The sequence below is a fragment of the Paraconexibacter sp. AEG42_29 genome (assembly GCF_040581415.1).
GTDB lineage: Bacteria > Actinomycetota > Thermoleophilia > Solirubrobacterales > Solirubrobacteraceae > Paraconexibacter.
Genome location: NZ_CP114014.1, coordinates 454,431 through 476,242, shown reverse-complemented (window position 1 = coordinate 476,242; position 21,812 = coordinate 454,431). Strand labels below are relative to the sequence as shown.

Annotated in this window: 22 protein-coding genes; 9 read left to right on the top strand and 13 right to left on the bottom strand. The window is 73.3% G+C overall.

Features of this window, described 5'->3' with window-relative positions:
- The first annotated feature begins 12 nt into the window (after positions 1–12).
- Together DSM112329_RS02305 and DSM112329_RS02300 are read left to right on the top strand one after the other, a co-directional pair.
- Positions 13–840 carry a helix-turn-helix transcriptional regulator gene (locus DSM112329_RS02305; protein ID WP_354700193.1) on the top strand — a complete coding sequence of 276 codons (828 nt, stop codon included), beginning with the start codon at positions 13–15 and terminating at the stop codon, positions 838–840.
- A 125-nt stretch (positions 841–965) separates the two neighbouring features.
- Entirely contained in the window at positions 966–1,358 is a 393-nt protein-coding gene (locus tag DSM112329_RS02300) for a VOC family protein (RefSeq protein WP_354700192.1), read from the top strand.
- A 637-nt stretch (positions 1,359–1,995) separates the two neighbouring features.
- Here DSM112329_RS02300 and DSM112329_RS02295 read toward each other — a convergent pair.
- The gene (locus DSM112329_RS02295; protein ID WP_354700191.1) at positions 1,996–2,802 is read right to left on the bottom strand and encodes a TetR/AcrR family transcriptional regulator; all 807 of its coding nucleotides are present in this window, start codon (positions 2,800–2,802) and stop codon (positions 1,996–1,998) included.
- A 73-nt stretch (positions 2,803–2,875) separates the two neighbouring features.
- Between DSM112329_RS02295 and DSM112329_RS02290 the strand changes: the two genes are divergently transcribed.
- The gene (locus DSM112329_RS02290) at positions 2,876–3,274 is read left to right on the top strand and encodes a VOC family protein (protein ID WP_354700190.1); all 399 of its coding nucleotides are present in this window, start codon (positions 2,876–2,878) and stop codon (positions 3,272–3,274) included.
- Position 3,275: 1 nt separating this feature from the next.
- Here DSM112329_RS02290 and DSM112329_RS02285 read toward each other — a convergent pair whose 3' ends face one another.
- Both DSM112329_RS02285 and DSM112329_RS02280 read right to left on the bottom strand, forming a co-directional pair.
- Positions 3,276–3,725, bottom strand: a complete 450-nt coding sequence (locus DSM112329_RS02285; protein ID WP_354700189.1) for an SRPBCC family protein — start codon at positions 3,723–3,725, stop codon at positions 3,276–3,278.
- 10 nt (positions 3,726–3,735) lie between these two features.
- On the bottom strand, positions 3,736–4,698 hold the full coding sequence (locus DSM112329_RS02280) for an EamA family transporter (protein ID WP_354700188.1): 963 nt from the start codon (positions 4,696–4,698) through the stop codon (positions 3,736–3,738).
- A gap of 55 nt (positions 4,699–4,753) precedes the next feature.
- On the opposite strand from DSM112329_RS02280, the gene DSM112329_RS02275 reads away from it, so the two are divergent.
- Positions 4,754–5,704, top strand: a complete 951-nt coding sequence (locus tag DSM112329_RS02275; RefSeq protein ID WP_354700187.1) for a LysR family transcriptional regulator — start codon at positions 4,754–4,756, stop codon at positions 5,702–5,704.
- Here the strand turns inward: DSM112329_RS02275 and DSM112329_RS02270 are convergent.
- From DSM112329_RS02270 to DSM112329_RS02235, 8 genes are all read right to left on the bottom strand, one after another.
- A complete protein-coding gene (locus tag DSM112329_RS02270; RefSeq protein ID WP_354700186.1) occupies positions 5,682–7,901 on the bottom strand; it encodes a hypothetical protein in 2,220 nt (739 codons plus the stop codon). The genes DSM112329_RS02275 and DSM112329_RS02270 overlap by 23 nt on opposite strands.
- Positions 7,902–8,015: 114 nt before the next feature.
- Positions 8,016–8,741 carry a hypothetical protein gene (locus DSM112329_RS02265; protein ID WP_354700185.1) on the bottom strand — a complete coding sequence of 242 codons (726 nt, stop codon included), beginning with the start codon at positions 8,739–8,741 and terminating at the stop codon, positions 8,016–8,018.
- Positions 8,738–9,655: an ATP-binding cassette domain-containing protein gene (locus DSM112329_RS02260; RefSeq protein ID WP_354700184.1), complete on the bottom strand. Its 918-nt coding sequence runs from the start codon at positions 9,653–9,655 to the stop codon at positions 8,738–8,740. The genes DSM112329_RS02265 and DSM112329_RS02260 overlap by 4 nt, the downstream gene beginning before the upstream one ends.
- 52 nt (positions 9,656–9,707) lie before the next feature.
- Positions 9,708–10,493, bottom strand: a complete 786-nt coding sequence (locus DSM112329_RS02255) for an alpha/beta fold hydrolase (protein ID WP_354700183.1) — start codon at positions 10,491–10,493, stop codon at positions 9,708–9,710.
- A 50-nt stretch (positions 10,494–10,543) separates the two neighbouring features.
- Positions 10,544–11,944 (bottom strand): cytochrome P450, encoded by a 1,401-nt coding sequence (locus tag DSM112329_RS02250; protein ID WP_354700182.1) that lies wholly within the window; start codon positions 11,942–11,944, stop codon positions 10,544–10,546.
- Positions 11,945–12,020: 76 nt separating this feature from the next.
- Positions 12,021–13,322, bottom strand: coding sequence for a cyclopropane-fatty-acyl-phospholipid synthase family protein (locus DSM112329_RS02245; RefSeq protein WP_354700181.1), 1,302 nt, complete (start codon positions 13,320–13,322; stop codon positions 12,021–12,023).
- A complete protein-coding gene (locus tag DSM112329_RS02240; protein ID WP_354700180.1) occupies positions 13,319–14,218 on the bottom strand; it encodes a DUF1365 domain-containing protein in 900 nt (299 codons plus the stop codon). The genes DSM112329_RS02245 and DSM112329_RS02240 overlap by 4 nt, the downstream gene beginning before the upstream one ends.
- Positions 14,218–15,480, bottom strand: coding sequence for an FAD-dependent oxidoreductase (locus DSM112329_RS02235; protein WP_354700179.1), 1,263 nt, complete (start codon positions 15,478–15,480; stop codon positions 14,218–14,220). Before DSM112329_RS02235 ends, DSM112329_RS02240 begins: the two co-directional genes overlap by 1 nt.
- An 82-nt stretch (positions 15,481–15,562) precedes the next feature.
- On the opposite strand from DSM112329_RS02235, the gene DSM112329_RS02230 reads away from it, so the two are divergent.
- Positions 15,563–16,414 carry a DsbA family protein gene (locus tag DSM112329_RS02230; protein ID WP_354700178.1) on the top strand — a complete coding sequence of 284 codons (852 nt, stop codon included), beginning with the start codon at positions 15,563–15,565 and terminating at the stop codon, positions 16,412–16,414.
- Between the two features lie 22 nt (positions 16,415–16,436).
- Here DSM112329_RS02230 and DSM112329_RS02225 read toward each other — a convergent pair whose 3' ends face one another.
- Complete coding sequence (locus tag DSM112329_RS02225; protein WP_354700177.1) at positions 16,437–17,123, bottom strand: haloacid dehalogenase-like hydrolase; 687 nt, start codon at positions 17,121–17,123, stop codon at positions 16,437–16,439.
- A gap of 106 nt (positions 17,124–17,229) precedes the next feature.
- On the opposite strand from DSM112329_RS02225, the gene DSM112329_RS02220 reads away from it, so the two are divergent.
- The 3 genes from DSM112329_RS02220 to DSM112329_RS02210 all read left to right on the top strand — a co-directional run bounded on the left by DSM112329_RS02220 (position 17,230) and on the right by DSM112329_RS02210 (position 20,147).
- Positions 17,230–18,540 carry a hypothetical protein gene (locus DSM112329_RS02220; protein WP_354700176.1) on the top strand — a complete coding sequence of 437 codons (1,311 nt, stop codon included), beginning with the start codon at positions 17,230–17,232 and terminating at the stop codon, positions 18,538–18,540.
- Positions 18,541–18,628: 88 nt separating this feature from the next.
- Positions 18,629–19,648: a hypothetical protein gene (locus DSM112329_RS02215; RefSeq protein WP_354700175.1), complete on the top strand. Its 1,020-nt coding sequence runs from the start codon at positions 18,629–18,631 to the stop codon at positions 19,646–19,648.
- Between the two features lie 4 nt (positions 19,649–19,652).
- Positions 19,653–20,147, top strand: a complete 495-nt coding sequence (locus tag DSM112329_RS02210; protein WP_354700174.1) for a hypothetical protein — start codon at positions 19,653–19,655, stop codon at positions 20,145–20,147.
- A 5-nt stretch (positions 20,148–20,152) separates the two neighbouring features.
- On the opposite strand, the gene DSM112329_RS02205 is transcribed toward DSM112329_RS02210, so the two are convergent.
- Positions 20,153–21,208 (bottom strand): M42 family metallopeptidase, encoded by a 1,056-nt coding sequence (locus DSM112329_RS02205; protein WP_354700173.1) that lies wholly within the window; start codon positions 21,206–21,208, stop codon positions 20,153–20,155.
- A 94-nt stretch (positions 21,209–21,302) separates the two neighbouring features.
- Here DSM112329_RS02205 and DSM112329_RS02200 point away from each other — a divergent pair, with 94 nt between their 5' ends.
- A complete protein-coding gene (locus DSM112329_RS02200) occupies positions 21,303–21,758 on the top strand; it encodes a nuclear transport factor 2 family protein (protein WP_354700172.1) in 456 nt (151 codons plus the stop codon).
- Positions 21,759–21,812 lie beyond the last annotated feature (54 nt).

The following is a 21,812-nucleotide window of genomic DNA, read 5'->3' as shown; positions in this document are numbered from 1 at the left end:
GGGGCGGGTGCGGTGAGCACGGCGGCGGCGAGCGGGATCGAACACGTCGCCCGGGCGCCGCACCCGCTGCTGCGCTCGCACGTGCAGTCCTACAGCGGGTTCCGGGAGTGGTCGCCGGAGCCGATCCGCCGGCGGGAGCTGCCGTTCGGCGGCGTCGCGGTCATCCTGGCGCTGGAGGACGCGTGGTGGCTCGGGGAGGGCGTGGCGAACGACGTCCCCCTGACCCGCTTCACGTCGTTCGTCGGCGGGCTGATCGACCGGCCGGTGGTGGCCGAGCACCGCGGCTACGCGTGCTCGCTGCAGTTCGACCTCACCCCGCTCGGTGCCCGCGCGCTGTTCGGCGTGCCCGGGCGGGAGCTCACGGACCGGATCGTCGCGTTCGACGACCTGCTCGGCCGCGACGCGGTGCTGCTGGTGGACGAGCTGGCGGCTGCCGTCGGCTGGCCGGCGCGCTTCGCGGTCCTCGACCGCTTCCTGCTGCGCCGCTTCGACAGCGCCCCGCGCCTGTCGCCCGAGGTCGAGTGGGCCTGGCGACGCCTGGTCGCGACGGGCGGGCAGGTCCCGATCGGCGACCTGGTCAGCGCGATCGGCTGCAGCCGCCGGCACCTCGCCGCCCGGTTCGGGGAGGACGTGGGGATGACGCCGAAGACGTACGGCCGGCTGCTGCGGTTCGAGCGCGCGGTCGACCGGCTGCGCTGCGGCGACGACGAGCTCGGGCGGATCGCCGCGGCCTGCGGCTTCTCCGACCAGGCGCACTTCACCCGCGAGCTGCGCGCCTTCTCCGGCGCCACGCCGACGACCTTGATGGCCGAGCGGGGCACGGCGGGCTTCCACCTCTGACGTGCCCCTCCCCCAGGCACCCACACCGGGATTCATCACCCGGTCCGGTGCCCGTCGGGTCGCGGCGGTCGGGGCGGTCACATTTGTGCAAGACGGGGGCGCCGGCGCGGCGTAGCGTGCTGTCCATGACCACCACCGCCGTCGCCATCCCCGCCCTGCGCATCAGCTCGCGCGAGACCATGCACTTCTACGAGGCCGCGTTCGGCGCGGTCGTCGTCGCCGCCTACCCCGACTCGGGGGACAGCGTCGACCACGCCGAGCTCACGATCGGCGGCGCGATGTTCATGTGCGGCACCGGTCAGGAGGACGGCGTCGATCAGCCACTGGGCGGCTCCTCGATCTACTGGGTGGTGCAGGCCGGTCCCGAGGTGGACGCGCTGTACCAGCAGGCGATCGCTGCGGGGGCGACGGACGAGCGGGCGCCCTACGACGCGGACTACGGCGGCCGGCACTTCAGCGTCCGGGACCCGGACGGCAACTCCTGGTCGTTCGGCACCTACCGCCCGGCGGGAGTCTGACGACCGCTGTTCCGGCGCTCAGTGGGGCTGTGGTGCCGGGGGTGGCGGGCGATCGGTCATGGCCCTCCGCGGCTGGGGCGCCACGACGTGGTTGCTCGTCGGGTGGCAAGCCCGGCAAGGGCAAGGGCAAGGGCAAGGGCAACGGCGACGCGCGGCGGGTCTGGTGGGCCTGACCCGCCGAATCCTCCGAGCGTCTAGTCCGGCCCGCCTGCGTGGAGGCTCCCGCGGGTCAGGCCCGCCGAATCCTCCGAGCGTGCCAGGCCGCCGGGGCGGCGGCGGCAGATGGCGTACCACCCGCCTGGGGACCGTGCGATCCACCACGAGTCCCGCCCGGCAGCAGCCAGTGGCATCCCACCCGGCCGGGAGCCGTGCGATCCACCACTTGCCCCGCCCGCCCTGCCAGCCGCCCGCCGCACGCCCCGCACTCGAGCCCCCGCAGCCTCCCAGCGCCCACCGCCGTCAACGGCCCGCAGTTCCCAAAGCCACCACGACCAGCCCGGCCCCCGGCGTCAGCGCCACCGACCCCCCACCACCAGGCCCACGGTCGCCAGCGCCACCAACCCCCCACCACCAGGCCCGCAGCGTCAGCGCCACCGACCCCCGACCACCAGCCCCGGCGCAGGCACGGCGGCAGCGCTCACCCCGCCGGCGACCGCTCGATCAGCGCTTGCAGCCCGTCCAGCACCCGCTCGAGGCCGAAGGCGTAGCCCGCCGCCGGATCGGCCGCCGAGCCCTGGGCGGCCCCCGCCGCCGCCCCCACCCGCACCGCGAGCGGGTAGCGCTCGGCGTCCAGCACGCGCGCCAGGAGCGGGCCGTTCGCCGCCCACCACGTGGCGTCGTCGACCCCCGAGCCCGCGACCGCAGCGGCGGCATCGACCGCCGCGCGGGCCGCTGCCGTCACGAACCCGAGCAGGAACGTCAGCGCCGCGTCCCGCGCGACGTCGTCGAGGCCCGCGTCGTCGAGCGCCGCCAGCTCGTGCTCGTACTTCGCCATCACCCCCGGACCGAGCGGGGGGCGGGTCGTGCCCAGGCCGATCGCCCACGGGTGCGCCGCCAGCAGCGTGCGGTTCGCCGCCGCGACCAGGGCCAGGCGCTCGCGCCAGCCCGCGCCGGCAGACCATGGGGGGCGCTCCATCCGCCGGTACACCGTGTCGAGCATCAGGTCCAGCAGCTCGGCCTTGCCCGGGATGTAGGTGTAGAGCGTCATCGGCGCGACGCCGACGCTCACCGCCAGCCGCCTCATGGTCAGGTCCGCGAGGCCGTCGGCGTCGGCGAGCGTGATGGCGGCATCGACGATCGCGGGGACGCTCTGGCGAGGCTGCGGACCGCGGCGCCGCGGGGCCGGCGCGGTGGTGGCCGCGGCGTCGGGGGCGCCCTCGGCGTCGGCCCACAGCAACGCCAGCGTGCGGTCCGCCGGCGCGGTGCCGGTGCTGTCGTGGCTCACCTCGAAATCGTCGCACGGCATATCTTTGTACAGTGTACGGAGTAACGCTCGATCGAAACCGTCAGGAGCCCTCTTGAAGATCACCGCCTCCGCCCTGTCCCTGAACGTCCGCGACCCCGCGGCCTCCGCCCGTTTCATCCAGGATCACTTCGGCTTCGTCGAGGAGATGTCCGCCGACGGCTTCGTGGCCGTCGGGCGCCCGGACGCCGGGTTCAACATCGCCTACCTGCGCACGGGGCTCGCGAGCTTCAAGCCCGCTGCCCTCGCCGGCCACGATGCCGACGGCCTGCTGGTCGCGTTCGTGGTCGACGCGATCGACGAGGAGTACGCGCGGCTTCAGGCCGAGGGCGTGTCGATCACGACCCCGATCGAGACGGAGCCCTGGGGGGAGCGCTACTTCCAGGTGACCGACCCGAACGGCGTCGTCCTGCAGCTCGTGCAGTGGATGACGCCGCCGGACGCGGCCGCATAGTTCAGCCGGCGGCGAGCCGGGCGACGACCTCGCCCGGCCGTACGTCGACCATCTTCTCGCGGATCCGGCCCTCGACCGGACCGCGGACCATCATCCCGAGCACGCGGCCCGGGTCGCCGTTGAGGCGGTAGGTCACCTTGGTCCGCCCGCCGCCGAGGTCCTGCAGCTCCCACGCGCCGACGAGGCTCTTGAGGTCACCCTTGACCTGCTTCCAGCGCACGGCCGTCCCGGGCTCGTAGCTGAACTCGACCTCGGTGCTGATCACGCGGACCTTCGCGTCGCTCGAGGTCTTGCAGCGCAGCGGACGGCCCTGCGCGTCGCGCTTGAGGACCGTCATCTCGAGCAGCCCCGACTGCCACTCCGGGGCGATCGCGACGTCCTCCAGCAGCGCGTAGATCACATCGATCGGCGCGTCGACCTCAGCCGACGCCACACCTCCGAGATTTCCCATGCGGGCGAGCCTATCCAGGAATCAGGTGCGGGACGCGGTCGGCGGCGGCCGGCGCCGGAACCGGCGCCGGTGCAGCCGTTTCGCGCCGGACCGCCGCCTGCAGGAGGACGACGGCGGAGACCACCAGCGCGCCCCCGGCCAGCTGGACCGGACCGAGGCGCTCGCCGAAGACGAGCAGCGCCAGCAGCACCGTGACGGGCGGCTCGCACGTCGACAGGATCGACGCGTTCGACGGGCCCACGTGCCGCAGGCCCGCGAAGAAGGCGAGGACGGGAACGATGGTCGAGCAGACCGCCATCGCGGCCAGCCACCCCCATGCCTCGGGTGCGAAGCCGAAGTCGAGCTCCCCGCTGACGAGCGCTGCGACGAGCAGCGTCGCGAAGGCCCCGGTCATGATCAGCGTGCTGAACGGCAGCGGCGGCGCGTCGTCGATCACGCCGTCCGCGATCAGGATGTACGTCGTGTAGACGAGCGCCGCGCCGACGGCCATCGCGACGCCGATCGCGTCTGCGTCCGACCCCCCGGCGCCGATCAGCACGAGCGCGACCCCGGCGGACGCGGCGGTGAGGGCGATCACGCGGCGGCGGGTGACGACCTCGCGGCCGAGCGCGACGGCGGCGATCGTCACGAAGGCCGGGTAGGTGTAGAGCAGCAGCGACAACAGCGACAGATCGATGTGGCCGAGCGCCCCGAAGTACAGCCCGGACTGCACCGAGAAGCCGAGCGCGCCCATCCCGAGCGCCGTCAGGACCACGTGGCGACCGAGCGGAGCCCGCGGCGGAGATCGGCGTTCGACCGCCCGGGTCAGGACCGCGAACCCGGCGGCCGCGAGCCCGAACCGGATGGTCAGGAGCGTCAGGACGCCGACGTCCGCGTCGTAGCAGAGCTTGCCGAACACCCCGAGGGTCGCGTACCCGACGGCGGACAACAGGCAGAGGAGGACGCCCTTCACCGGCCCCACGTTCGCAGCCATGACTGTTCACGTCCAGCGCCCGTTCGCACCGATCACTCAGTAGCTTTGCTTCACGATGCTCGACCTCGGACGCCTTCGGATGCTGCGCGAACTGGAGGCCGTCGGGACGGTCGCGGGGACGGCGGCCGCCCTCGGGTACACGCCGTCCGCGGTCTCGCAGCAGCTGGCGGTCCTCGAGCGCGAGGCCGGCGCGCGGCTGCTGGCGAAAGCCGGACGGGGCGTCCGCCTCACCGACGCCGGCCGGCTGCTCGCACGGCACGCGGGCATTCTGCTCGCGGCGGCAGAGGAGGCGGAGGCCGACCTGCAGCGCGCCGCGCACACCGTCGCGGGCACGATCCGCATCGCGGGGTTCCAGACGGCGATGCTGCAGGTGGTGATCCCGGCGTCGGCGGCGGTCGGGCGCGCGCATCCCGACGTCCACGTGGAGCTGGTCGAGGCCGAGGTGGAGGAGGCGCTGCCGGGGCTCCGGCGCGGCCGCCTCGACGTCCTGATCCAGGACGAGTACGACGGCCTGCCGCGTGAGCGCCACGCCGACCTGCACCGCGAGACCCTCCTGCGCGAGGAGGTCCGGCTGATCCTCCCGGCGGGCCACCCGCTCGCCCGCACCCGCCGGCGCCCGTCGCTGGCGGCCTTCGCAGGTGAGACGTGGTGCGCCGCGCAGCCGGGCACCGCCCACCACGCCATGGTCCTCGGCACCTGCCGGGCGCTGGGCGGCTTCGAGCCGACGGTCCGCCACACGACCAACGACCTGCTCGTGCTGCTGGAGCTGGTGCGCACGATCGGGGCGATCACGCTGCTGCCGGACCTGATCCGGACCGGGAACGACACCTCGGTCGTCGCCCGCACCCCCGCCGAGGGCGCGATCCGCCGCGACGTGCAGGCGCTCACGCGCCGGACCGGGGCGCACCGTCCGGCGCTCGTCGCGGTGCGCGAGGCGCTGGTCACCGCAGCGCACGCGGCCGCCGGGAGCCCCGGTCGGGCCGCTACCGCGCGACGCGGACCTTGAACGTCCGCGTGACCCGCGTGACCTTGCTGCCCTTCTTGGCCGGCGCGATCCGGAGCGACAGCCTGACGCTGACCTGACGCACGCGCTTGAAGCGCGCGCGGGCCGCCTTCGGGACGGTCAGCCTGAGCGCCTTCGCGCGCCGGGCCACGACGGTGACGGTCACCGGCCGGATCACGGTCCGGCGTCCGCCCGCGGTCAGGGTGGCCTCGATCCGCACCTTCGAGAGGGCCGGCACCGTCAGCGTCCCGAGGCCCAACTGCCCGGTGGCCCGGCGCAGCACCGCGGTCCCGACCTTGAGGACCCCGGCGGCAGGCGTCCGCGGCGGCGTGTCGCAGGGCGACCCCGCCGCGCAAGGATCGGGTCGCGGCTTCGGAGGCGCGTCGAAGCCCGGGAAGCATGTGTCCGACAATGACGCGGCCGGGGGCGTACCGCCCCCCTGCGACCAAACCGCGGTGGCGGGCGACAGGTCCGAGTTGCCCGCGGCGTCGACGGCGCAGACCAGCAGCTTGTGCGGGCCGTCCGCCAAGCCCTCGAGACGGAGCGGCGACGTGCACGGCTCTGGCCACCGGCCGTCGGTGCGGCAGGTGAACCTCGACCCGGCCTCGCTCGCGGCGAACGCGATCGACGCGGTGGGTGCGGACGTCGCGGCCGGCGGCGCGAGGTCCACGCGGGTATCGGGCGGGGTCCGATCCTCAGTGATGGTGAACGTCGCGGTCGCGGTCGCCGTCCCCGTCGGCGCGGTGACGATCACCGGCCCGGTGCGCGCCCCGCTCGGGACGCTGACCAGGAGCGCCTCGCCGTCGCGCGTCCAGGCCGTCGCATCAACGCCGCCGAAGCTCACCGCGGTCGCCTTGGCCAGGCCCGCGCCGTCGATGCGGACCATCTGGCCGGGGGCACCGGACGCGGGCGCGGGCGGCCCGGCCACCGGCGCCGCGCTGCAGTCCGCATCACCGAGCGCCTCGAACGTCGGCGCGTTGCGGACGTAGGACTTCCCGTCCTGCGACCGGGTCCACGACCCGACGATCAGCGCCGCGCCGTAGCACCCTTCGCCGAGCTCGATGCGCCTGCTCGTGTAGCGCGCGGAGAACGTCTCCCCCGGCTGCGTGTTGCTGAGCTCCCAGCTGGTCGGGTACTCCCAGTTGCCGCTGAGGTCGAACTGGAACCCGCCCGGCAGGTAGCGGCCGATCAGCTCGCCACGGACGAGCTTGATCTCCTCCGCCACCTCGGAGTCCGCGAAGGTCTTGCCGTCCTTCGCGTATGGCTCGCCGAACCTCACGTACGCGTCGGCGGTCGCCGGCAGCCGCGGCGCCGTCGTGAAGGACGTCGCCGCGGTCCGTTGGACGGCACCGCACTCGCGCGCGGTGCTCATGGTGGCGAGCGCTGTGTACGTCGCCCCGGCGAGCAGCGGCTTGGCCGGGACGATGATCGCGCGGCTCGCGGGCGCCTGGATCGGCTGGCCGCCCGGGCCCAGCATCGCGCTGCGGCAGATCGACCCGAGGTCCTTGCCGTCGACGTCGTCGTGCCACAGCAGGACGTGCTCGCCGGCGCGGTAGGGGCCGGTGGGGTTCGGCGTCAGGCCCGCCTCGAAGGCGGGGATCGTCGGGCCCTCAGCCGCGCTCAGGGCGACGTCGACGCCGGTCGCCCCGTCGCGCGGCACGCTGTACATCCGCGGCGCAGCCGCGACGGGACGCTGCCCGGCGGCATCCGCGAACGCCGACCGCATGCACGACTGGGTGATGCGCTCGCCGTTCACGACGTCGGTGCGCTCGGCGACGCCCACCCGGACGGCGAGCGGGTGCAGGAAGAAGTACAGGTGCCCCGGAGCACGGAAGAACGGCCGGCCGCCGTTCATGAGCGAGTACCCGAGGATCGAGTCGCCGGCCGCCTCCTTCCCCAGGTCGGAGTAGCCGGGCCTTCCGGGGAGCTCGGTGTGCGGGTCCTCGAGCTTGGCCAGCCCGCCGTTCGCGAGCAGGTACTCGACGTGCGCGGCGCACGACGCCGACAGGCGCGCGTCGACCGCCATCGCCGGGATGCCGCGGGCGGTGCGGTACGCGTTGACCTCGGCCGCCAGCTGATCGGTCGGAACCGGGGGATCGGCGTACGCGGCCTGCGTCCCGCCGAGCGCGAGCGTGAGCCCCGTCAGCACCAGCAGTGCCGCAGCGCCGAGTCGTACCCGCACCAGCATGCCTGCCCCCATCCGCCCCGCCTCCCGTGGCCGTGTCCCGTTCACGACGGTAACGGCCCGGCCGCAGCCCGGACGCGGATTTCCCGCCCGCCGCGTCAGATGACGCAGACGGGCGGCGGCCCGGCCTCAGCCGCGGATGTCGCGCTTCTCGACGACGTACGCCCCGAGCGCGGTCAGCGACAACATCCACACCAGGAGCACGATCCCGCCCGTGCCCTGGGCGATGCCGTCGCTGCCGCCGGCCGTGGCCACGGTCCCGAGGCTCGCGAAGATGCCGTAGTCGGCGAAGAAGTCGATGAAGCTGCCGAGGAGCGGCTCAACGACCAGCAGGTAGACGAGCGTGCCGGCCACCGCCGCGACCTGGTTGCGCAGGACGGCGCCCATCGCGACGCCGAACGAGCCGATCAGCGCGCCGCCGACCGTGCCGCCCAGGATCTGCAGCCACAGGTCGCCGCCGGACGGCCACGGCGCGTCGGCGAACAGCGCGATGCAGAGGAGGCCGACGAGGACGTTGAGCGCACCCGCCGCGACGCCGGCCAGCGCGTGCGCGATCGACTTGGCGACGATGACGCGCCAGCGCACCGGCGTGGCGAGGAACGTCGCGACCTGCGTGCCGTGCCGGGCCTCGCCGCCCATGTTCACGGCGCCGAAGATCAGGACGACGAACAGCGCCGAGACCTGGGCGCCGCCGAGCACGTCGAGGATGTCCTGGCTCGTGTCGATGTCGTCGCTGGCGAGCAGGTTCAGCAGCGAGATGAGCAGGCAGAGACCCATGCTCACGGCGAGGAAGATGCCGGTCGTGCGCTTCGTCGTGATGAGCTTCAGCAGCTCCACGCGGATGAGGCGGATCATGCCGGGCCCTCCTTGCCGTCGACGAGGTCGAAGAAGGTCTGCTCGAGGTTGGCGACCAGGGGGTACAGCTCCGTGACGAGCAGGCCATGCTCGAGGGCGACGGTCGCGATCTGCACGCCGCTGGCGCCGGTCACGCGCAGGCCGTCGCCGTCCTGGCGCAACACGGCAAACCCGGCGTCGGCGAGCGCGCGCTCGAGGGCCTCGGGATCGGTGCAGCGCGCCCACGAGCCCGTCTCGGACTTCGAGACCAGGTCGGTGATGGGGCCCTGGGCGATCATGCGGCCCTTGTCGATGACCACCATGTCGGCGGCCACCTGCTGCAGCTCGGTCAGCTGATGGCTGGAGACGAGGATCGCGCGGCCAGCCTCGGCCTGGTCGGCCATGAACGCGCGCATCCAGCGGATGCCCTGGGGGTCCAGGCCGTTCAGCGGCTCGTCGAGGATCAGGATCGGCGGGTCGCCGAGCATCGCCCCCGCCAGCGCGAGGCGCTGGCGCATGCCGAGCGAGTACTCCGCGCTGCGGCGGCCCTTGGCGTCCGCGAGCCCGACGAGGTCGAGCAGCTCGTCCACGCGGCTGTCCGGGATGTCGTGCGTCGCGGCCTGGCAGCGCAGCTCGTCACGGCCGCTGCGGCCGGGGTGACCCTTGGCGATCTCGAGCACGGCGCCGACGGCGTTCAGCGGCCGCTCGATCTGCCGGTACGGGCGGCCGTCGAACAGCGCGGTCCCGCCGGCGGGCTCGGCCAGGCCGAGGATCATCAGCAGCGACGTCGTCTTCCCGGCGCCGTTCGGGCCGACGAAGCCGGTGACCCGGCCGGGTAGGACCTCGAAGGAGAGCTTGTCGACGACGGTGCGGCCCTTGTAGACCTTCGTCAGGTCCTCGACGACGAGGGCAGGCGCGGACGTGGATGCGGTCACGCGACGGGCACGGACAGGCGGGGCGGCATGGGCCGAACCGTAGCGGCTCGGCCTACGCCCGGGCGGTGCTCGCCCGGACAGCGGGCTCCGCACTGCCCGCCAGGACGACCCGCGCGACAGCCACCGGATCGTCGTACATCGGCACGTGGCCGCAGTCCTCGAGCACGGTCTCCCGCGCCGGGAACGGCAGCTTGCGCGGGCGCGCGATCAGGCGGTCGTGCTCGCACCAGGCCATCGTCACGGGGACCTGGACCTGCTCGCCACCGGTGAAGTGGTTGGCCCGCATGTTGTTGCTGGCGTTCACGAACCCGGGCGACCGCGCGTACGCCACGGCGATCCGGACGGCCGCCTCCACCGGGATCCGCTCGGGGTGGGCGACCGAGCCGAGCAGCGCGAACCGGCGCACGCCACCCGCGCGCAGCAGCGCCGGCAACGCCGGGCGCAGCGCCCGGGAGACGTTCCGCATCAGGTACGGCTTCGGCGCGAGCGGCCCGCGCCACAGGCCCGCGGTCCCGATCCCGGTGACGCTGAGCGCGCGACCCGCCTTCGCCAGCTCGAGCGCCACCCAGCCGCCGAGCGAGTTGCCGCAGACGTGCACCCGGTCGAGACCGAGCTCGTCGAGCTGCTCCGCGATCCCGGCGGCGAGCGCCCACGGCGTCGCCTTCGTCCCCTTGGGCAGGACGGGAGAGTCCCCGAAGCCCGGCAGGTCCACGCGGATCGTGTCCCGCTCCGGCGTCACGTGCTCGAGCACGGGCTCCCAGATGTGGCGCTCGCCGCCGAGGCCGTGGATCAGCAGGAGCGGCGGGCCCGTCCCGCTGCGGTCGTAGGCGACTGACATCTCCCCCATCTTTACGCCGGGCCGCGGAACCCGGTTCAGCGGCCCAGGCCTCAGGACCGCGAGCGCACGATCATCCGCGCCCCGCGCGCCGGGATCATGGTGACGTTGCGGTGCTGCGCATGCTCGGCCTCGGGACGGTCGGCCGCCAGGTCCAGGCGCCGCATGACCGCGTCGAGAACGGCGCGCTGCTCGGCCATCGCGAGCGCCGCACCGAGGCAGCGCCGCGTCCCGCCGCCGAACGGGATCCACTCGTAGGTCCCCGGCTTGCGGCCGACCCAGCGGTCCGGGCGGAACGCGAACGGGTCCGGGTAGAGGTCCTCGCGGTGGTGCAGCAGCAGGATCGACATCGTGATCGGCGTCCCCGCCGGGACCGCGAAGTCGCCCAGGCGCCACGCCACGTTCGGCCGGCGGCCGATCATCGGGATGACCGGCCGGGCGCGCATGCCCTCCTGCAGCGCGCGCTCGATGTGGCCGGCGGCGTCGTCGCCCTCCCGGACCGCGGCGCGCAGCTGCTCGTAGGCGTCCGGCGTGCGCACCAAGCGCTCCAGCGTCCACGAGAGCGAGTTGGCGGTGGTCTCGAAGCCGGCCAGCACGAGCGTGAGCAGCTCGTCGCGCAGCTCCTCGTCGGAGAGCAGGTCGCCGTCCTCCGTCCGCGCGCACATGATCATCGACAGGATGTCCGTGCGGGTCTCGAGGTCGTCGAGCTTGCGGCGGGCCTTGATGATCGGGTACGTGACTGCGTCCAGGAGCCGGACGCCCTGCTTGAGGAAGCCGACGGGCTCGGCTTTGCCGACGTTCAGCAGCTCGCCGAGCTGCGCGACCGGTGTCGTCGACATCGTCGTCAGGTGCTCGATCGCGCGGCGGAAGCGGTGCTCGGGCGTCCCGGCGGGGACGTCGCCCTCGATGCCGAAGATCCCGGCCATGATCACGTCGAGCGTGACCGACTGCATGCGCGGGGCGACGGCGAACGGCTCGCCGATCGGCCACTGCGCGATCTCCCGATCGCAGACGTCGGCGATCATCTGCGTGTAGCGCTCGATCGCCTCGCCGTGGAACGGCGGCAGCAGCAGGCGGCGCTGGCGCAGGTGCCGCGGCCCGTTCGCGGTCAGGACGGAGGCCGGGCCGACGATCGGCCGCAGCGGCGACTCGGACACCAGGGTGGGGACGAGCTCGGGCTTCGCCGTGAACAGCGACCGGACGTGGTCCGGGTGGCAGGTGATGACGGGACGCCCCGCGACCATGCCGTTGAAGCGGAACGTGTCCCCCAGCTCGCGGCGCCACTTGAAGACGAACTCGGTCTGGCGGATGTTGAACCGCAGGACCTGCAGGTGCTTCGGCAGCGGGATCTCGGGCGGGCCCGGCCGGTCGAGGTCGGCCTGCGTCGCCGGCCCGGCCGGCGACGGCGCGGCGCCGACCGGCAGCGCTGCTGCGGTATCGAGGAGCGCGCTCATGCCGAATGTACAGTCGCGGACATACGGCCACTGTGTCACGAAGCGGTTCCGCGGTCAACCGCGGCGGGAGCGTCGTCTAGGCAGCGACCGCGTCGGCGTCGTCCGCCGGCTCGGGCAGCGCGTGCGGCCCGCGAGCACGCTCACCTTCGTCGCCCGACGGGCTGTCGAGCGCCCAGACCGGTTCGTCGCGGTACTTCGGCTTCGCGATCAGGAGCTGCACGTCCTGGATCCGGCGCTCGGCGAAGCCGGCCTCGCAGTAAGAGAGGTACAGGCGCCACAGGCGGCGGAACCGCTCGTCGTAGCCACGCTCCTCGAGCTGCTCGGTCGCGGCCTCGAACGTCCCGCGCCAGTGCTTCAGCGTTGTGACGTAGTGCTCGGTGATGTCCTCGAGCTGGACGATGCGCATGTCGCTCTGGCGGGCGGTGTTGCGCGAGATGATCTCGACCGACGGCAGGCAGCCGCCCGGGAAGATCAGCTGGTTGATGAACGACTTGACCGCCTTCTCGACGTCGTAGGCGCGGTCGTCGATCGTGATCGCCTGCAGCAGCATCACGCCGTCGTCGGCCAGGCGCTCGCCGCACACGCGGAAGAACGTCGGGAAGTCCCGCCAGCCGACGGCCTCGATCATCTCGATCGAGACGAGCTTGTCGTAGGTGCCGGTGAGCGTCCGGTAGTCCTGGAGGAGGACCGTGACCTGGTCCTCCAGCCCCGCGGCCTTGACGCGCTCCACGGCGAGCGCGTGCTGCTCGGTGGAGATCGTGGTCGTCGTCACCCGGGCGCCGTACTTCCCGGCGGCGTGGACGGCGAGCGCGCCCCAGCCGCTGCCGATCTCCAGCAGGCGGTCGCCCGGCTTCAGCGCGAGCTTCTGGCAGATGCGGTCGAGCTTCGCGATCTGCGCGTCGTAAAGCGGCGTGTCGGGCGTGTCGAAGACGGCGGCCGAGTACATCATCGAAGGGTCCAGGAACAGCTCGTAGAGGTCGTTCCCGAGGTCGTAGTGCGCGGAGATCTGCTCGCGCGAGCGCTCGATCGTGTTGCGCCGGGCCAGGCTCACCGCCGACTGCAGGGGGGCCAGCACCGGGCGGAACGTCCGCCGCAGCTCATCGAAGCGGTGCACGTTGCGGGCCGCGATGCGGATCAGCGTGACCATGTCGTCGACGTCCCAGAGGCCGTCCATGTACGACTGCCCGAGGCCGAGCGACCCCTTGAGGATCGACTGGTTGAACTTCGGGTCGTTGACGGTGATGTGGGCACGCAGCGGTTCCGCGCCGGTGGGCTGGCCGAAGCTGCGCACCACCCCGTCCTCCTCGACGGTCAGCTGGCCGTCCTGGGTCCGGGAGAGGAGCTGGTGCAGCAGGAAGCGTGCGTGCTTGTCGTTCATCGCGCGGAGGCCTTATTGGATCGGCGGAGCTTGGTCAGGAGGGGCGGCTTGGTGCCCTCGGGGTGCGCGAAGTACGGCGCCCCCTTGAGCTTCAGGCGCACGGCGTGCCCGTAGATGAGCAGGCCCGTGCGAAGCGTCTGGAAGGGGAAGCGCAGGAGCAGGCGGCGCAGGCCTGCGTCGGTCAGCGGACGGCGGTGCAGCTTGAGCGTCGCGTCGAACGCGTGATGCGCGTCCGGTCCGGTCGTCGCGGAGTCGATGTTCACCGACAGCGTCGGGCCGGGCACCGTGAGCGACCACGCGTAGCGGTGGTCCATCCCCATGAACGGGGAGACGTGGAAGACCTTGTCGAACTCCTGCTCGAGCGTCGTCTGGCGCCGGTTCGCGCGGGCGTCGAGGACGTAGCTGTGACGCTGACCCCAGGGCGTGTTGGTCACCTCGGCGACGACGAACTCGACCGTCGTGCCGTCGGCGGCGAAGCAGTAGTAGAAGCTGACCGGGTTGAACGCCCGGCCGAACGTGCGCGGGGTCGTGAGCAGCCGGATGGGGCCGTGGTGGTTGGCCCCCGTCTGCCGGCGGATCTCGGCGGCGACAGCGTGCTTGAGCGGGACGTCCGGGTCGCCCAGGTAGTCCGCGCGCCGGAAGCGGCCGATGGCGGGGCGGGTGGCGGACCACAGCGGGCGGTGCTCGAGCAGGTGCAGCTCGTCGAGGTCCAGGTACAGCATCCCGACGGCCGCGGTGAACGCGTGCTCGATCGGGTCGTGGCGCCGGTGGCGGACCGTTCCGACGTAGATGGCGCTCGCGGTGGGCCGGTCGGCGGCACCGGCACGCGCCGACCGCAGACGCGCGTCCTCGGTCGGCCGCCCGCCGCGGGCGAGGGTCTCTGCCGTGCCGGCCATCAGGCCGGGACTGCCTGCCGGAGGTGGCGCTCGCGGTGATCGAGGGCGTTCAGCGCGCTGACGACGCCGTCCTCGTGGAAGCCCCAGCGCCAGTACGCGCCGGCATAGTGGATGCGGTCGGCGCCGCTGATCTCCCCGTGGCGGGCCTGCGCGGCGACACCCTCCCGCGTGTAGATCGGGTGGGCGTACTGGATCGTCTCGATGACCTTGGCCGGATCGATCTTCTCGGTCAGGTTGAGCGTCACCAGGAAGTCCTCGGGCGCCGGCAGGCACTGGAGGTGGTTCATGCCGTACGTGATGGTGGTGAGCGGCTTGGGCTCGCGCAGCAGGTGGAAGTTCCACGCCTGCCAGCACGTGCGCCGCCGCGGCATCAGCGAGGCGTCCGTGTGCAGGACGGCCTCGTTGGCCTGGAACGGGAACGCGGCGAGGAGCTCGTCCTCGAGGTCGGTCGGGTTCGTGAGCATGGCCCGCGCCTGGTCGGCGTGGCAGGCGAGGACGACCTCGTCGAAGCGCTGGGACTCCGCACCGCGCGGCGTGACGGCGATGTGGTCGCCGTGGCGGGTGACCGCCTCGACCGGGCTGGATGTGTGGATGCGGTCCGCGAACGGCCGGGTCACGGCGTCGACGTAGCGCTGCGAGCCGCCGACGATCGTCTGCCACTGCGGCCGGTCCTTGAAGCCGAGCATGCCGTGGTTGCGGAAGAACTCGGCGAGGAAGCGGACCGGGAACGCCCACATCCCGGCCGGGTCGGCGGACCAGACAGCGCTGGCCTGGGGGACGATCAGCCGGTGGACGAACCACTCGCTGTAGCCGCCGGCGTCGAGGTACTCGCCCAGGGAGGGACCGTCCTCACCGGACTCGAGCAGCGCGCGCATGTCCTTGTTGAAGCGCAGGAGGTCCCGGATCATCCGGTGGTACCTGGGATTCACGACGTTGGCCGGCTGCGCCACGAGCCCGCGCGGCGTGCCGGCGTACTCGAAGTCCTCATGGTCGGACGACACGCTGAAGCCCATGTGCGTGGGCTGCGTCGCGACGCCGAGCTCGTCGAGGAAGCGGGTGAAGTTCGGGTAGTTGCGGTCGTTCAGGACGATGAAGCCCGTGTCGACCGCCCAGTCGCCGCTCGTCGTGCGGACGTCGATCGTGTTCGTGTGGCCGCCGACGTAGGCGCCCGCCTCGAAGATCGTGATCTCGTGGTCCGGGTGCAGGCGGTGCGCTGCGGTGAGCCCGGCGATCCCGGCTCCGATGATGGCGATCTTCGACATGCACCTGGATATTCGGGAGCCGGTCGGCCGCGGATCACGCGGCCATCCGGACCGCAGTCCGCGGTCTTTCTATGGTGTGCGCATGCCGACGATCGAGATCAGCGAGTTCACCGACCCCGGATGCCCGTGGGCCTTCAGCGCCGAACCGGCCCGCCGGCGGCTCGACTGGGTGTACGGGGACCAGCTCGCGTGGACCCCCGTGATGATCGGCCTGGCCGAGTCGGGCGAGGACTACGAGTCGAAGGGCTTCACCGCCGACGTCCTGTCCGGCGCGCTGAAGGAGATCGGCGCCGACCACGGGATGCCGATCGACTCCGCGCTGCGGCCGCGCATGGCCGGGACCGTGCCGGCGTGTCGCTCGGTGGTCGCCGCCCGCCTGCACGCGCCGACCGCGATGCGGGCCCTCCTGCGCTCCCTCCGCGTGCGCTGCTTCGCGGGCGCGCTGCTCGACGACCCGGACACGCTCGCGGCCGCGGCGGAGGACGCGGGGCTGGACCCGGCGCAGCTCGCCGAGTGGGCGGCCGGTGACGACGTCGCCGCCGCGCTGAAGGACGACATGGACCGCGCGCGGCATCCGCACCCGGCCGCGCTGGCTCTGGACCACAAGCTGGCCGACTGGTCCGGCGGGCGTCGCTACACGGCGCCGTCGTACGAGCTGACGCTCGACGGCTCCCCGGACTCCACGGTCGTCGCCGCCGGCTTCCAGCCGCTGCTCGCCTACGAGGTGCTGATCGCGAACCTGGCCCCCGGCCTGGAGCGCCGCGACACGACGGACGACGTCGCCGAGGTGCTGGCCTGGGCCGGTGAGCCGCTGGCGACGAAGGAGGTCGCCGCGATCTGCGAGCTGTCCGTCCCGGACGCCCGCGAGCTGCTGGCGCGCGCGGCGGTCGAGCACCCGGTGGGCGCGGACGGCTACTGGTCGCTCGCGGCCTGATCGCAACCGCCAGGGCCGTGCGTCAGGCCCAGCCGGCCAGGACGTCCTCGAGCTCGGCCATCCGGTCGATGACCGCGTCGGCGTCCGACAGGTCGGCGCGATCGTGCGGGCCGGTCGTGATGCCGACGCAGCGCACGCCGTCGGCCCGCGCGCACGCGATGTCCAGCGGCGTGTCGCCGATGACGACGGCCTGATCGCGCGGGACCGGGCGCGCACCCTCGCCGGCGGCGCGTGCGCGGGCACGGCCCGGCAGCTCGGAGCGGTCCTCGTGGTCGGACCCGAACCCGCCGGGCCCTGAGGCAAACCACTCCCCCAGGCCGGCACGACGCAGCTTCAGCCGCGCGATCGACTCGATGTTGCCCGTCACCAGCGCGGGGACGTGGCCCGCCCCGAGCAGCGCGTCGAGCGCATCCGGGACCCCCGGTGCGACGTGCGCGCTGAGGTCGGCGGGGCAGAGCCGCGCGTAGGCGATCGCCGCCGCGGTGCTCGTCGCCTCGGCGCCGTCGTCGATCGCGCGCGCGTCCACCCCGCACAGCAGCAGCAGCGAGCGCATGATCGAGAGGTCGGTGCGGCCGGCGGTCGGGACGAAGGCATCGGGAGCCTGTACGCCGTGCACCTCCTCGATCGCGGCGTGCAGCGCGCGGGTGTGCGCCTCCGCGGCCCGGATCAGCAGCGTTCCGTCGATGTCGAACAGCAGCAGCATGGGCATGGCCTTTCACGGCGCGCGGCGTGGACCCGAGCAGCCTACGTACCTGCGCGCCATCTGACATGCACCGGCTCGCGACGCGCCGGATCTCGCCTACGCTGTCCCGCGAATGGCCGATTTCCTGGGCAGAGGCACGTCTGGTCTGCGCGCGTGTGCGGCCGCCGGACTGGCGGCCGCCCTCGCGGTGGTGGCGCCGGTCGCCCACAGCCAGGACCCGCCGGCCCGCCCGATGTCGCTGACCGCCAGCGCCGCGGCCCCGGGACACATCGAGCTGTCGGTCACCGGCGTCCCGGGCGACGTGGTCCAGCTGTCCGAGGTCTTCGGCGGCCGCGAGTTCCCGCTCAAGCTGATCACCGTCACCTCCGGTTCGGCGACCGTCCCCGACATCACCACCTGGCGCTGCGACCGCAGCGTGCGCCGGTTCATCGCGCGCAGCGGGAGCACGAACGGGCCGCCGCGGACCGCCACCGCCGTCGTCCGCACGCCGTCCTGTGCACACCGCCTAGCCATGGTCGCCGTCCCCGCCCGTGTGCGGCCCGGGAAGGCGACGACGGTCCGCCTCACCGACCGCTGGCGGCTCGGGGGGTACTTCGCCGACGTCTGCGCGACGTCGGCCGCGGGCCTCGAGCGGTGTCGCCGGGTGCGTGTCCCGCCGGGCCGGCTGCGGCACAAGACGCAGGTCCGCCTGGCCCGCGAGGGGACCTGGACCCTCAGCGCGAAGCCGACGTTCGGGTCAGCGGTGCAGCGGACCGTCAGCGTGCGCAGGGGCGTGGCGCTGCGCGTCCTCGTCACCGGCGACTCGATGACCTACGGGATCTTCAACGACCTGGCGCGCCGGCTGGCGCCCACCGGGGGGACGGTCCGCGGCGATCCGAACCCCGGCACCGGGGTGAGCAAGCCCGAGTTCGTCAACTGGCCCGTCCACGCCCGCGTCATCAACAAGGCCGTGCGCCCGGACGTGACGTTCGTGATGCTGGGCGCGGCCGGCGACTCGGAGCCGCTGACGACGGACGCGGGCAATGAGGCGGTGTGCTGCGGGCCCGCCTGGGTCGCGGAGTACAGCCGCCGCCTGCGGGAGATCATGCGCACGTTCACCCGCGACGGCCACAGCCTGGTCTACTGGGCGCTGCTGCCCGCGCCGCGGCCGACCGCCGACCGGCCGCAGCGCCCGGCGCAGTGGCACGCGGTCAACACGGCCATCCTGCTCGCGGCGAAGACGTTCCCGGACGGCGTGATCGTGATCGACAAGATCGGCAACGTGATCTCCCCGGGTGACGTGTGGACCGAGTCGATCACCTACAAGGGCCGCAGCGTCGTGGTCCGCGAGCCGGACGGCGTGCACCTCAACAAGACCGGCACCGGGATCGCCGCGGGGATCATCTACCGCCAGCTCGCGGCGGACGGCATGCTGCGCCCCTGAGCGGCCTGCCCGGGAGCGGGCGGTGGTCTCAAGCCCGTCTCGATCTGCTCGGCACGCCCGGGATGGCGCGGTACGGTCCGCCGCGCAGATGGTCGCGCCCCCGGACAACTCCTCGACGGACGATGCGCGCCGCGCGTTCGGCGACGACGGCAGCGGCGATCCCCTGCCTGGGCCGCCGCAGTGGGACCGGCCGCGGGGCCCCGGGCCCGGCCGCGATACCGAGGGCGACCGCGACCGCCGGAAGGCGGACTGGACCCCGCCCCGGGGCGAGCGCTGGATCCCCCTGGTGGTCGCGGCGCTGGCGCTCGTCGCGACCGGCCTCGGACTCTGGCGCGCCGAGCGCGCCGCGCTCCGCGACCCCGTCGAGCAGGGCCGCCGCGGCGAGGTCGTCCGGGCCGAGGGTCGGTCGTTGCTGCGCGAGGCGAACCTGCAGCGGGTGTTCGCGAAGGTGGCGGCACGCCTCGACGACGACGAGGTGGTCACGGACGTCGACCTCTCCCCCGTCCGCGCCGTCATCGAGGTCCGTGACGCCGAGGGCCACGAGCGCACGTTCGGCGTCGACCTTGCCTACGACGTGGTCGAGGCGCGCACCGGGACCAACGCAGCGCCCGGGCCGGCGCTGTCCCGCCTGGACCCCGGCGCGCCGGGCCGGCTCGTGCTGGCGGCGCTGAGCACCACCGGGCCGGCGGCGCGCATCGTCCGCGTCGACTGGCGCTACGCGGCGAACCAGGAGCAGCAGTCCTGGGACCTGACGCTCGAGGAGGTCCCGATCGCCGACCAGCACTGGACCGCCGACGCGACGGGGACCCGGTCGCGCCGCGCGGGCGATCCGGAGCCGGTCGCGCCGCCCCTCGGCGAGCCGATCCCCACCACGAGCACCACGCCGGCGGCGACCCCTGCGCCCACGCCGACCACCCCCGTCCGCCCGACGACGCGGCCGGGGACCCAGGTGCGGATCCCGCCGGAGTCGAACGTCGTGGTCGTCCGCGTCGGCGGGACGACGATCGTCACCGACCCCGCGGCCGGCCGGCGCCTGAACCGCTGCCTCAGGCGCGCGGGCAACCGGCCGGCGCGGCTGCAGGCGTGCGTCGACGCGCTGGGGCGCTGACGGGATGGCGCGCTACTGGATCCGCACCGTCCTCGGGATCGCGCTGGTCGCCGGCTCGGTCACCGTCGCGTCGCTCGGGATCTACGACCTCGTGCAGATCGGGACGTGCTCGGACGGCGGCCCGTACGTCAACGTCCGTCCCTGTCCCGGCGACACCGCACTCGAGGCGATGGCGCTGGTCCTGTCGATCTTCGTGGTGCCGTTCGCCGGGATCTACCTCATCGCCACCCGCGTGCACGGCCTGGGCAAGGCGGCGCCGGGCGGGACAGGCATGGCGGCGACCATCGGCGGCCTCTGGTTCTTCCTGCTGTTCACCTGCATGGGCGCGGCCGCGCTGGTGGCCGGTGACGGGCCGGCGGCGCCCGACGTCCCCGGCGACAACGGCAGCGGCGCGCGCTGGGTGGCCGGGACGTTCCTGCTGATGGGCGCCCCGGCGCTGCTGGCGATGTGCGTGGGCCTGGCCCGCGGAGCCCGCCGTCCAGGTCGGACCGGCCGCTGACGGGATCAGCGCGCGAAGGATGTCTCCGCGTTCAGCGTCTGGAGCGTCGCGGCGATGAGCTTCGCCGTGTCGAGGACGTCCTGCACGTTCATGACCTCGACGGGCGAGTGCATGTACCGCAGCGGGATGCTGACCACGGTCGTCGGGATGCCGCCGCGCATGTGGTGCATGGAGTCCGCGTCCGTGCCGGTCCGGCCGCCGCTGGCGCTCACGGTGAACGCGATCTCGGCGGTGTTCCCGGCGTCGTAGAGCGCCTCGAACAGGCGCGGGTTCAGCGTCGCCCCGCGGGTCAGGACGGGGCCCGAGCCGAGCGGGTGCTCGCCGAGCTTCTTGTGGTCGCTGCCCGGCGTGTCGGTCGCGAACGTGACGTCGACCGCGATCGCCGCATCGGGCTTGATGCGGTAGGAGCTCGCCGCCGCGCCGAACAGGCCGATCTCCTCCTGGACGGCGGCCACCGCGATGACGTCGCCGGGGGCGCCGCCGGCCTCCGCGACCAGCCGCGCGACCTCGAACGCGACGAACGCGCCGAGGCGGTTGTCCATCGCGCGGGCGGCCGTCAGCCCGCCGAGCAGCGACTGGGGCACCGCGTCGATCACGGCCGTGTCGCCGATCCGGACCAGGCCCTTCGCCTCGTCCCCGTCCGCGGCGCCGATGTCGATGTGCATGTCCTTCAGCTCGGTGACCTTCTTGCGCTCCTCCGCCTCGAGCAGGTGGATCGGCTTCTTGCCGACGACGCCGGGGACGACCGCGTCCTTGGTGTGGAGCGCGACCCGCTGGCCCACGAGGATCTGCGGGTCCCAACCGCCGACGCTCTCGAAGTAGACGAAGCCCTTGTCGTCGATGTGGGTGACGATCAGGCCGATCTCGTCGACGTGGCCGACGATCGCGACGGTCGGCCCGCCGGCCGTCCCCGCGACCCGGGCGGTCGAGTTGCCCATGTGGTCGACTTCGACCTCCGCGAACGCCGCGGCGGCGTCGCGCCACACCTTCGCCGGGGCGGTCTCGTGGCCGGACGGGCCGTGCGCGAGGAGGAGATCCTGCAGGACGGAGGGGAGGCTCATATGAACCGTGAGGCTAGCGGCCGGATCCTGGCTAGACTCCTCGCACGGGAGCAGTCGCGTCTTTTCCACGTCGGCAGAGCGAGTTGGAGGCAGGATGAAGGGGACGGATGAGATCGAAGGTCGCGTGCAGCACGCCTCTATCGAGGTGATCATCGCGGCGCATCTGGCGTTCAATGAGCGCCGGCTGGACGAGCTCGAGGTCCTCATGCACGAGGAGGTGGACCTGTTCACCCCCGTCGCGCTCGGCCTGCGGCCGACGGCGGCAACCGGCATCGCCGCCTTCCGCGGGACCGTCGCCGCCGCGCTGGCCGCCGCGCCCGACCTGAACATGGGCCTGGACCGCGCGGAGGTCGTCGGCGACCTCGTGATCCTCGTGTGCACCGCGACGGCGACGGGCACCGACGGCAAGCGCTACCAGTGGCCGCTCCGGGTCCTCGTCGCCGAGGACCACGGCCGCATCACGCGCTACGTCGTGCGCGCGCCGGAGGCGGACATCGCTTCAGACCTGCACGCCTTCAAGCGGGTCAAGCGGGGCGAGCGCCCCGCCTGACGCCTTCCGGCCGAACGAAACGGTTGCCCGGCAACCATTCCGTTCGGTGACCGG

Bases quoted from the DNA above. Each gene is read 5' to 3' on its own strand.
- DSM112329_RS02220 (WP_354700176.1), top strand. From the start codon at position 17,230: ATGGCCGATTTCCTGGGCAGAGGCACGTCTGGTCTGCGCGCGTGTGCG.
- DSM112329_RS02265 (WP_354700185.1), bottom strand. From the start codon at position 8,741: ATGATCCGCCTCATCCGCGTGGAGCTGCTGAAGCTCATCACGACGAAG.
- DSM112329_RS02255 (WP_354700183.1), bottom strand. From the start codon at position 10,493: ATGTCAGTCGCCTACGACCGCAGCGGGACGGGCCCGCCGCTCCTGCTG.
- DSM112329_RS02280 (WP_354700188.1), bottom strand. From the start codon at position 4,698: ATGGCTGCGAACGTGGGGCCGGTGAAGGGCGTCCTCCTCTGCCTGTTG.
- DSM112329_RS02285 (WP_354700189.1), bottom strand. From the start codon at position 3,725: ATGGGAAATCTCGGAGGTGTGGCGTCGGCTGAGGTCGACGCGCCGATC.
- DSM112329_RS02250 (WP_354700182.1), bottom strand. From the start codon at position 11,944: ATGAGCGCGCTCCTCGATACCGCAGCAGCGCTGCCGGTCGGCGCCGCG.
- DSM112329_RS02215 (WP_354700175.1), top strand. From the start codon at position 18,629: ATGGTCGCGCCCCCGGACAACTCCTCGACGGACGATGCGCGCCGCGCG.
- DSM112329_RS02210 (WP_354700174.1), top strand. From the start codon at position 19,653: ATGGCGCGCTACTGGATCCGCACCGTCCTCGGGATCGCGCTGGTCGCC.
- DSM112329_RS02245 (WP_354700181.1), bottom strand. From the start codon at position 13,322: ATGAACGACAAGCACGCACGCTTCCTGCTGCACCAGCTCCTCTCCCGG.
- DSM112329_RS02275 (WP_354700187.1), top strand. From the start codon at position 4,754: ATGCTCGACCTCGGACGCCTTCGGATGCTGCGCGAACTGGAGGCCGTC.
- DSM112329_RS02235 (WP_354700179.1), bottom strand. From the start codon at position 15,480: ATGTCGAAGATCGCCATCATCGGAGCCGGGATCGCCGGGCTCACCGCA.
- DSM112329_RS02270 (WP_354700186.1), bottom strand. From the start codon at position 7,901: ATGGGGGCAGGCATGCTGGTGCGGGTACGACTCGGCGCTGCGGCACTG.
- DSM112329_RS02225 (WP_354700177.1), bottom strand. From the start codon at position 17,123: ATGCCCATGCTGCTGCTGTTCGACATCGACGGAACGCTGCTGATCCGG.
- DSM112329_RS02230 (WP_354700178.1), top strand. From the start codon at position 15,563: ATGCCGACGATCGAGATCAGCGAGTTCACCGACCCCGGATGCCCGTGG.
- DSM112329_RS02300 (WP_354700192.1), top strand. From the start codon at position 966: ATGACCACCACCGCCGTCGCCATCCCCGCCCTGCGCATCAGCTCGCGC.
- DSM112329_RS02205 (WP_354700173.1), bottom strand. From the start codon at position 21,208: ATGAGCCTCCCCTCCGTCCTGCAGGATCTCCTCCTCGCGCACGGCCCG.
- DSM112329_RS02200 (WP_354700172.1), top strand. From the start codon at position 21,303: ATGAAGGGGACGGATGAGATCGAAGGTCGCGTGCAGCACGCCTCTATC.
- DSM112329_RS02240 (WP_354700180.1), bottom strand. From the start codon at position 14,218: ATGGCCGGCACGGCAGAGACCCTCGCCCGCGGCGGGCGGCCGACCGAG.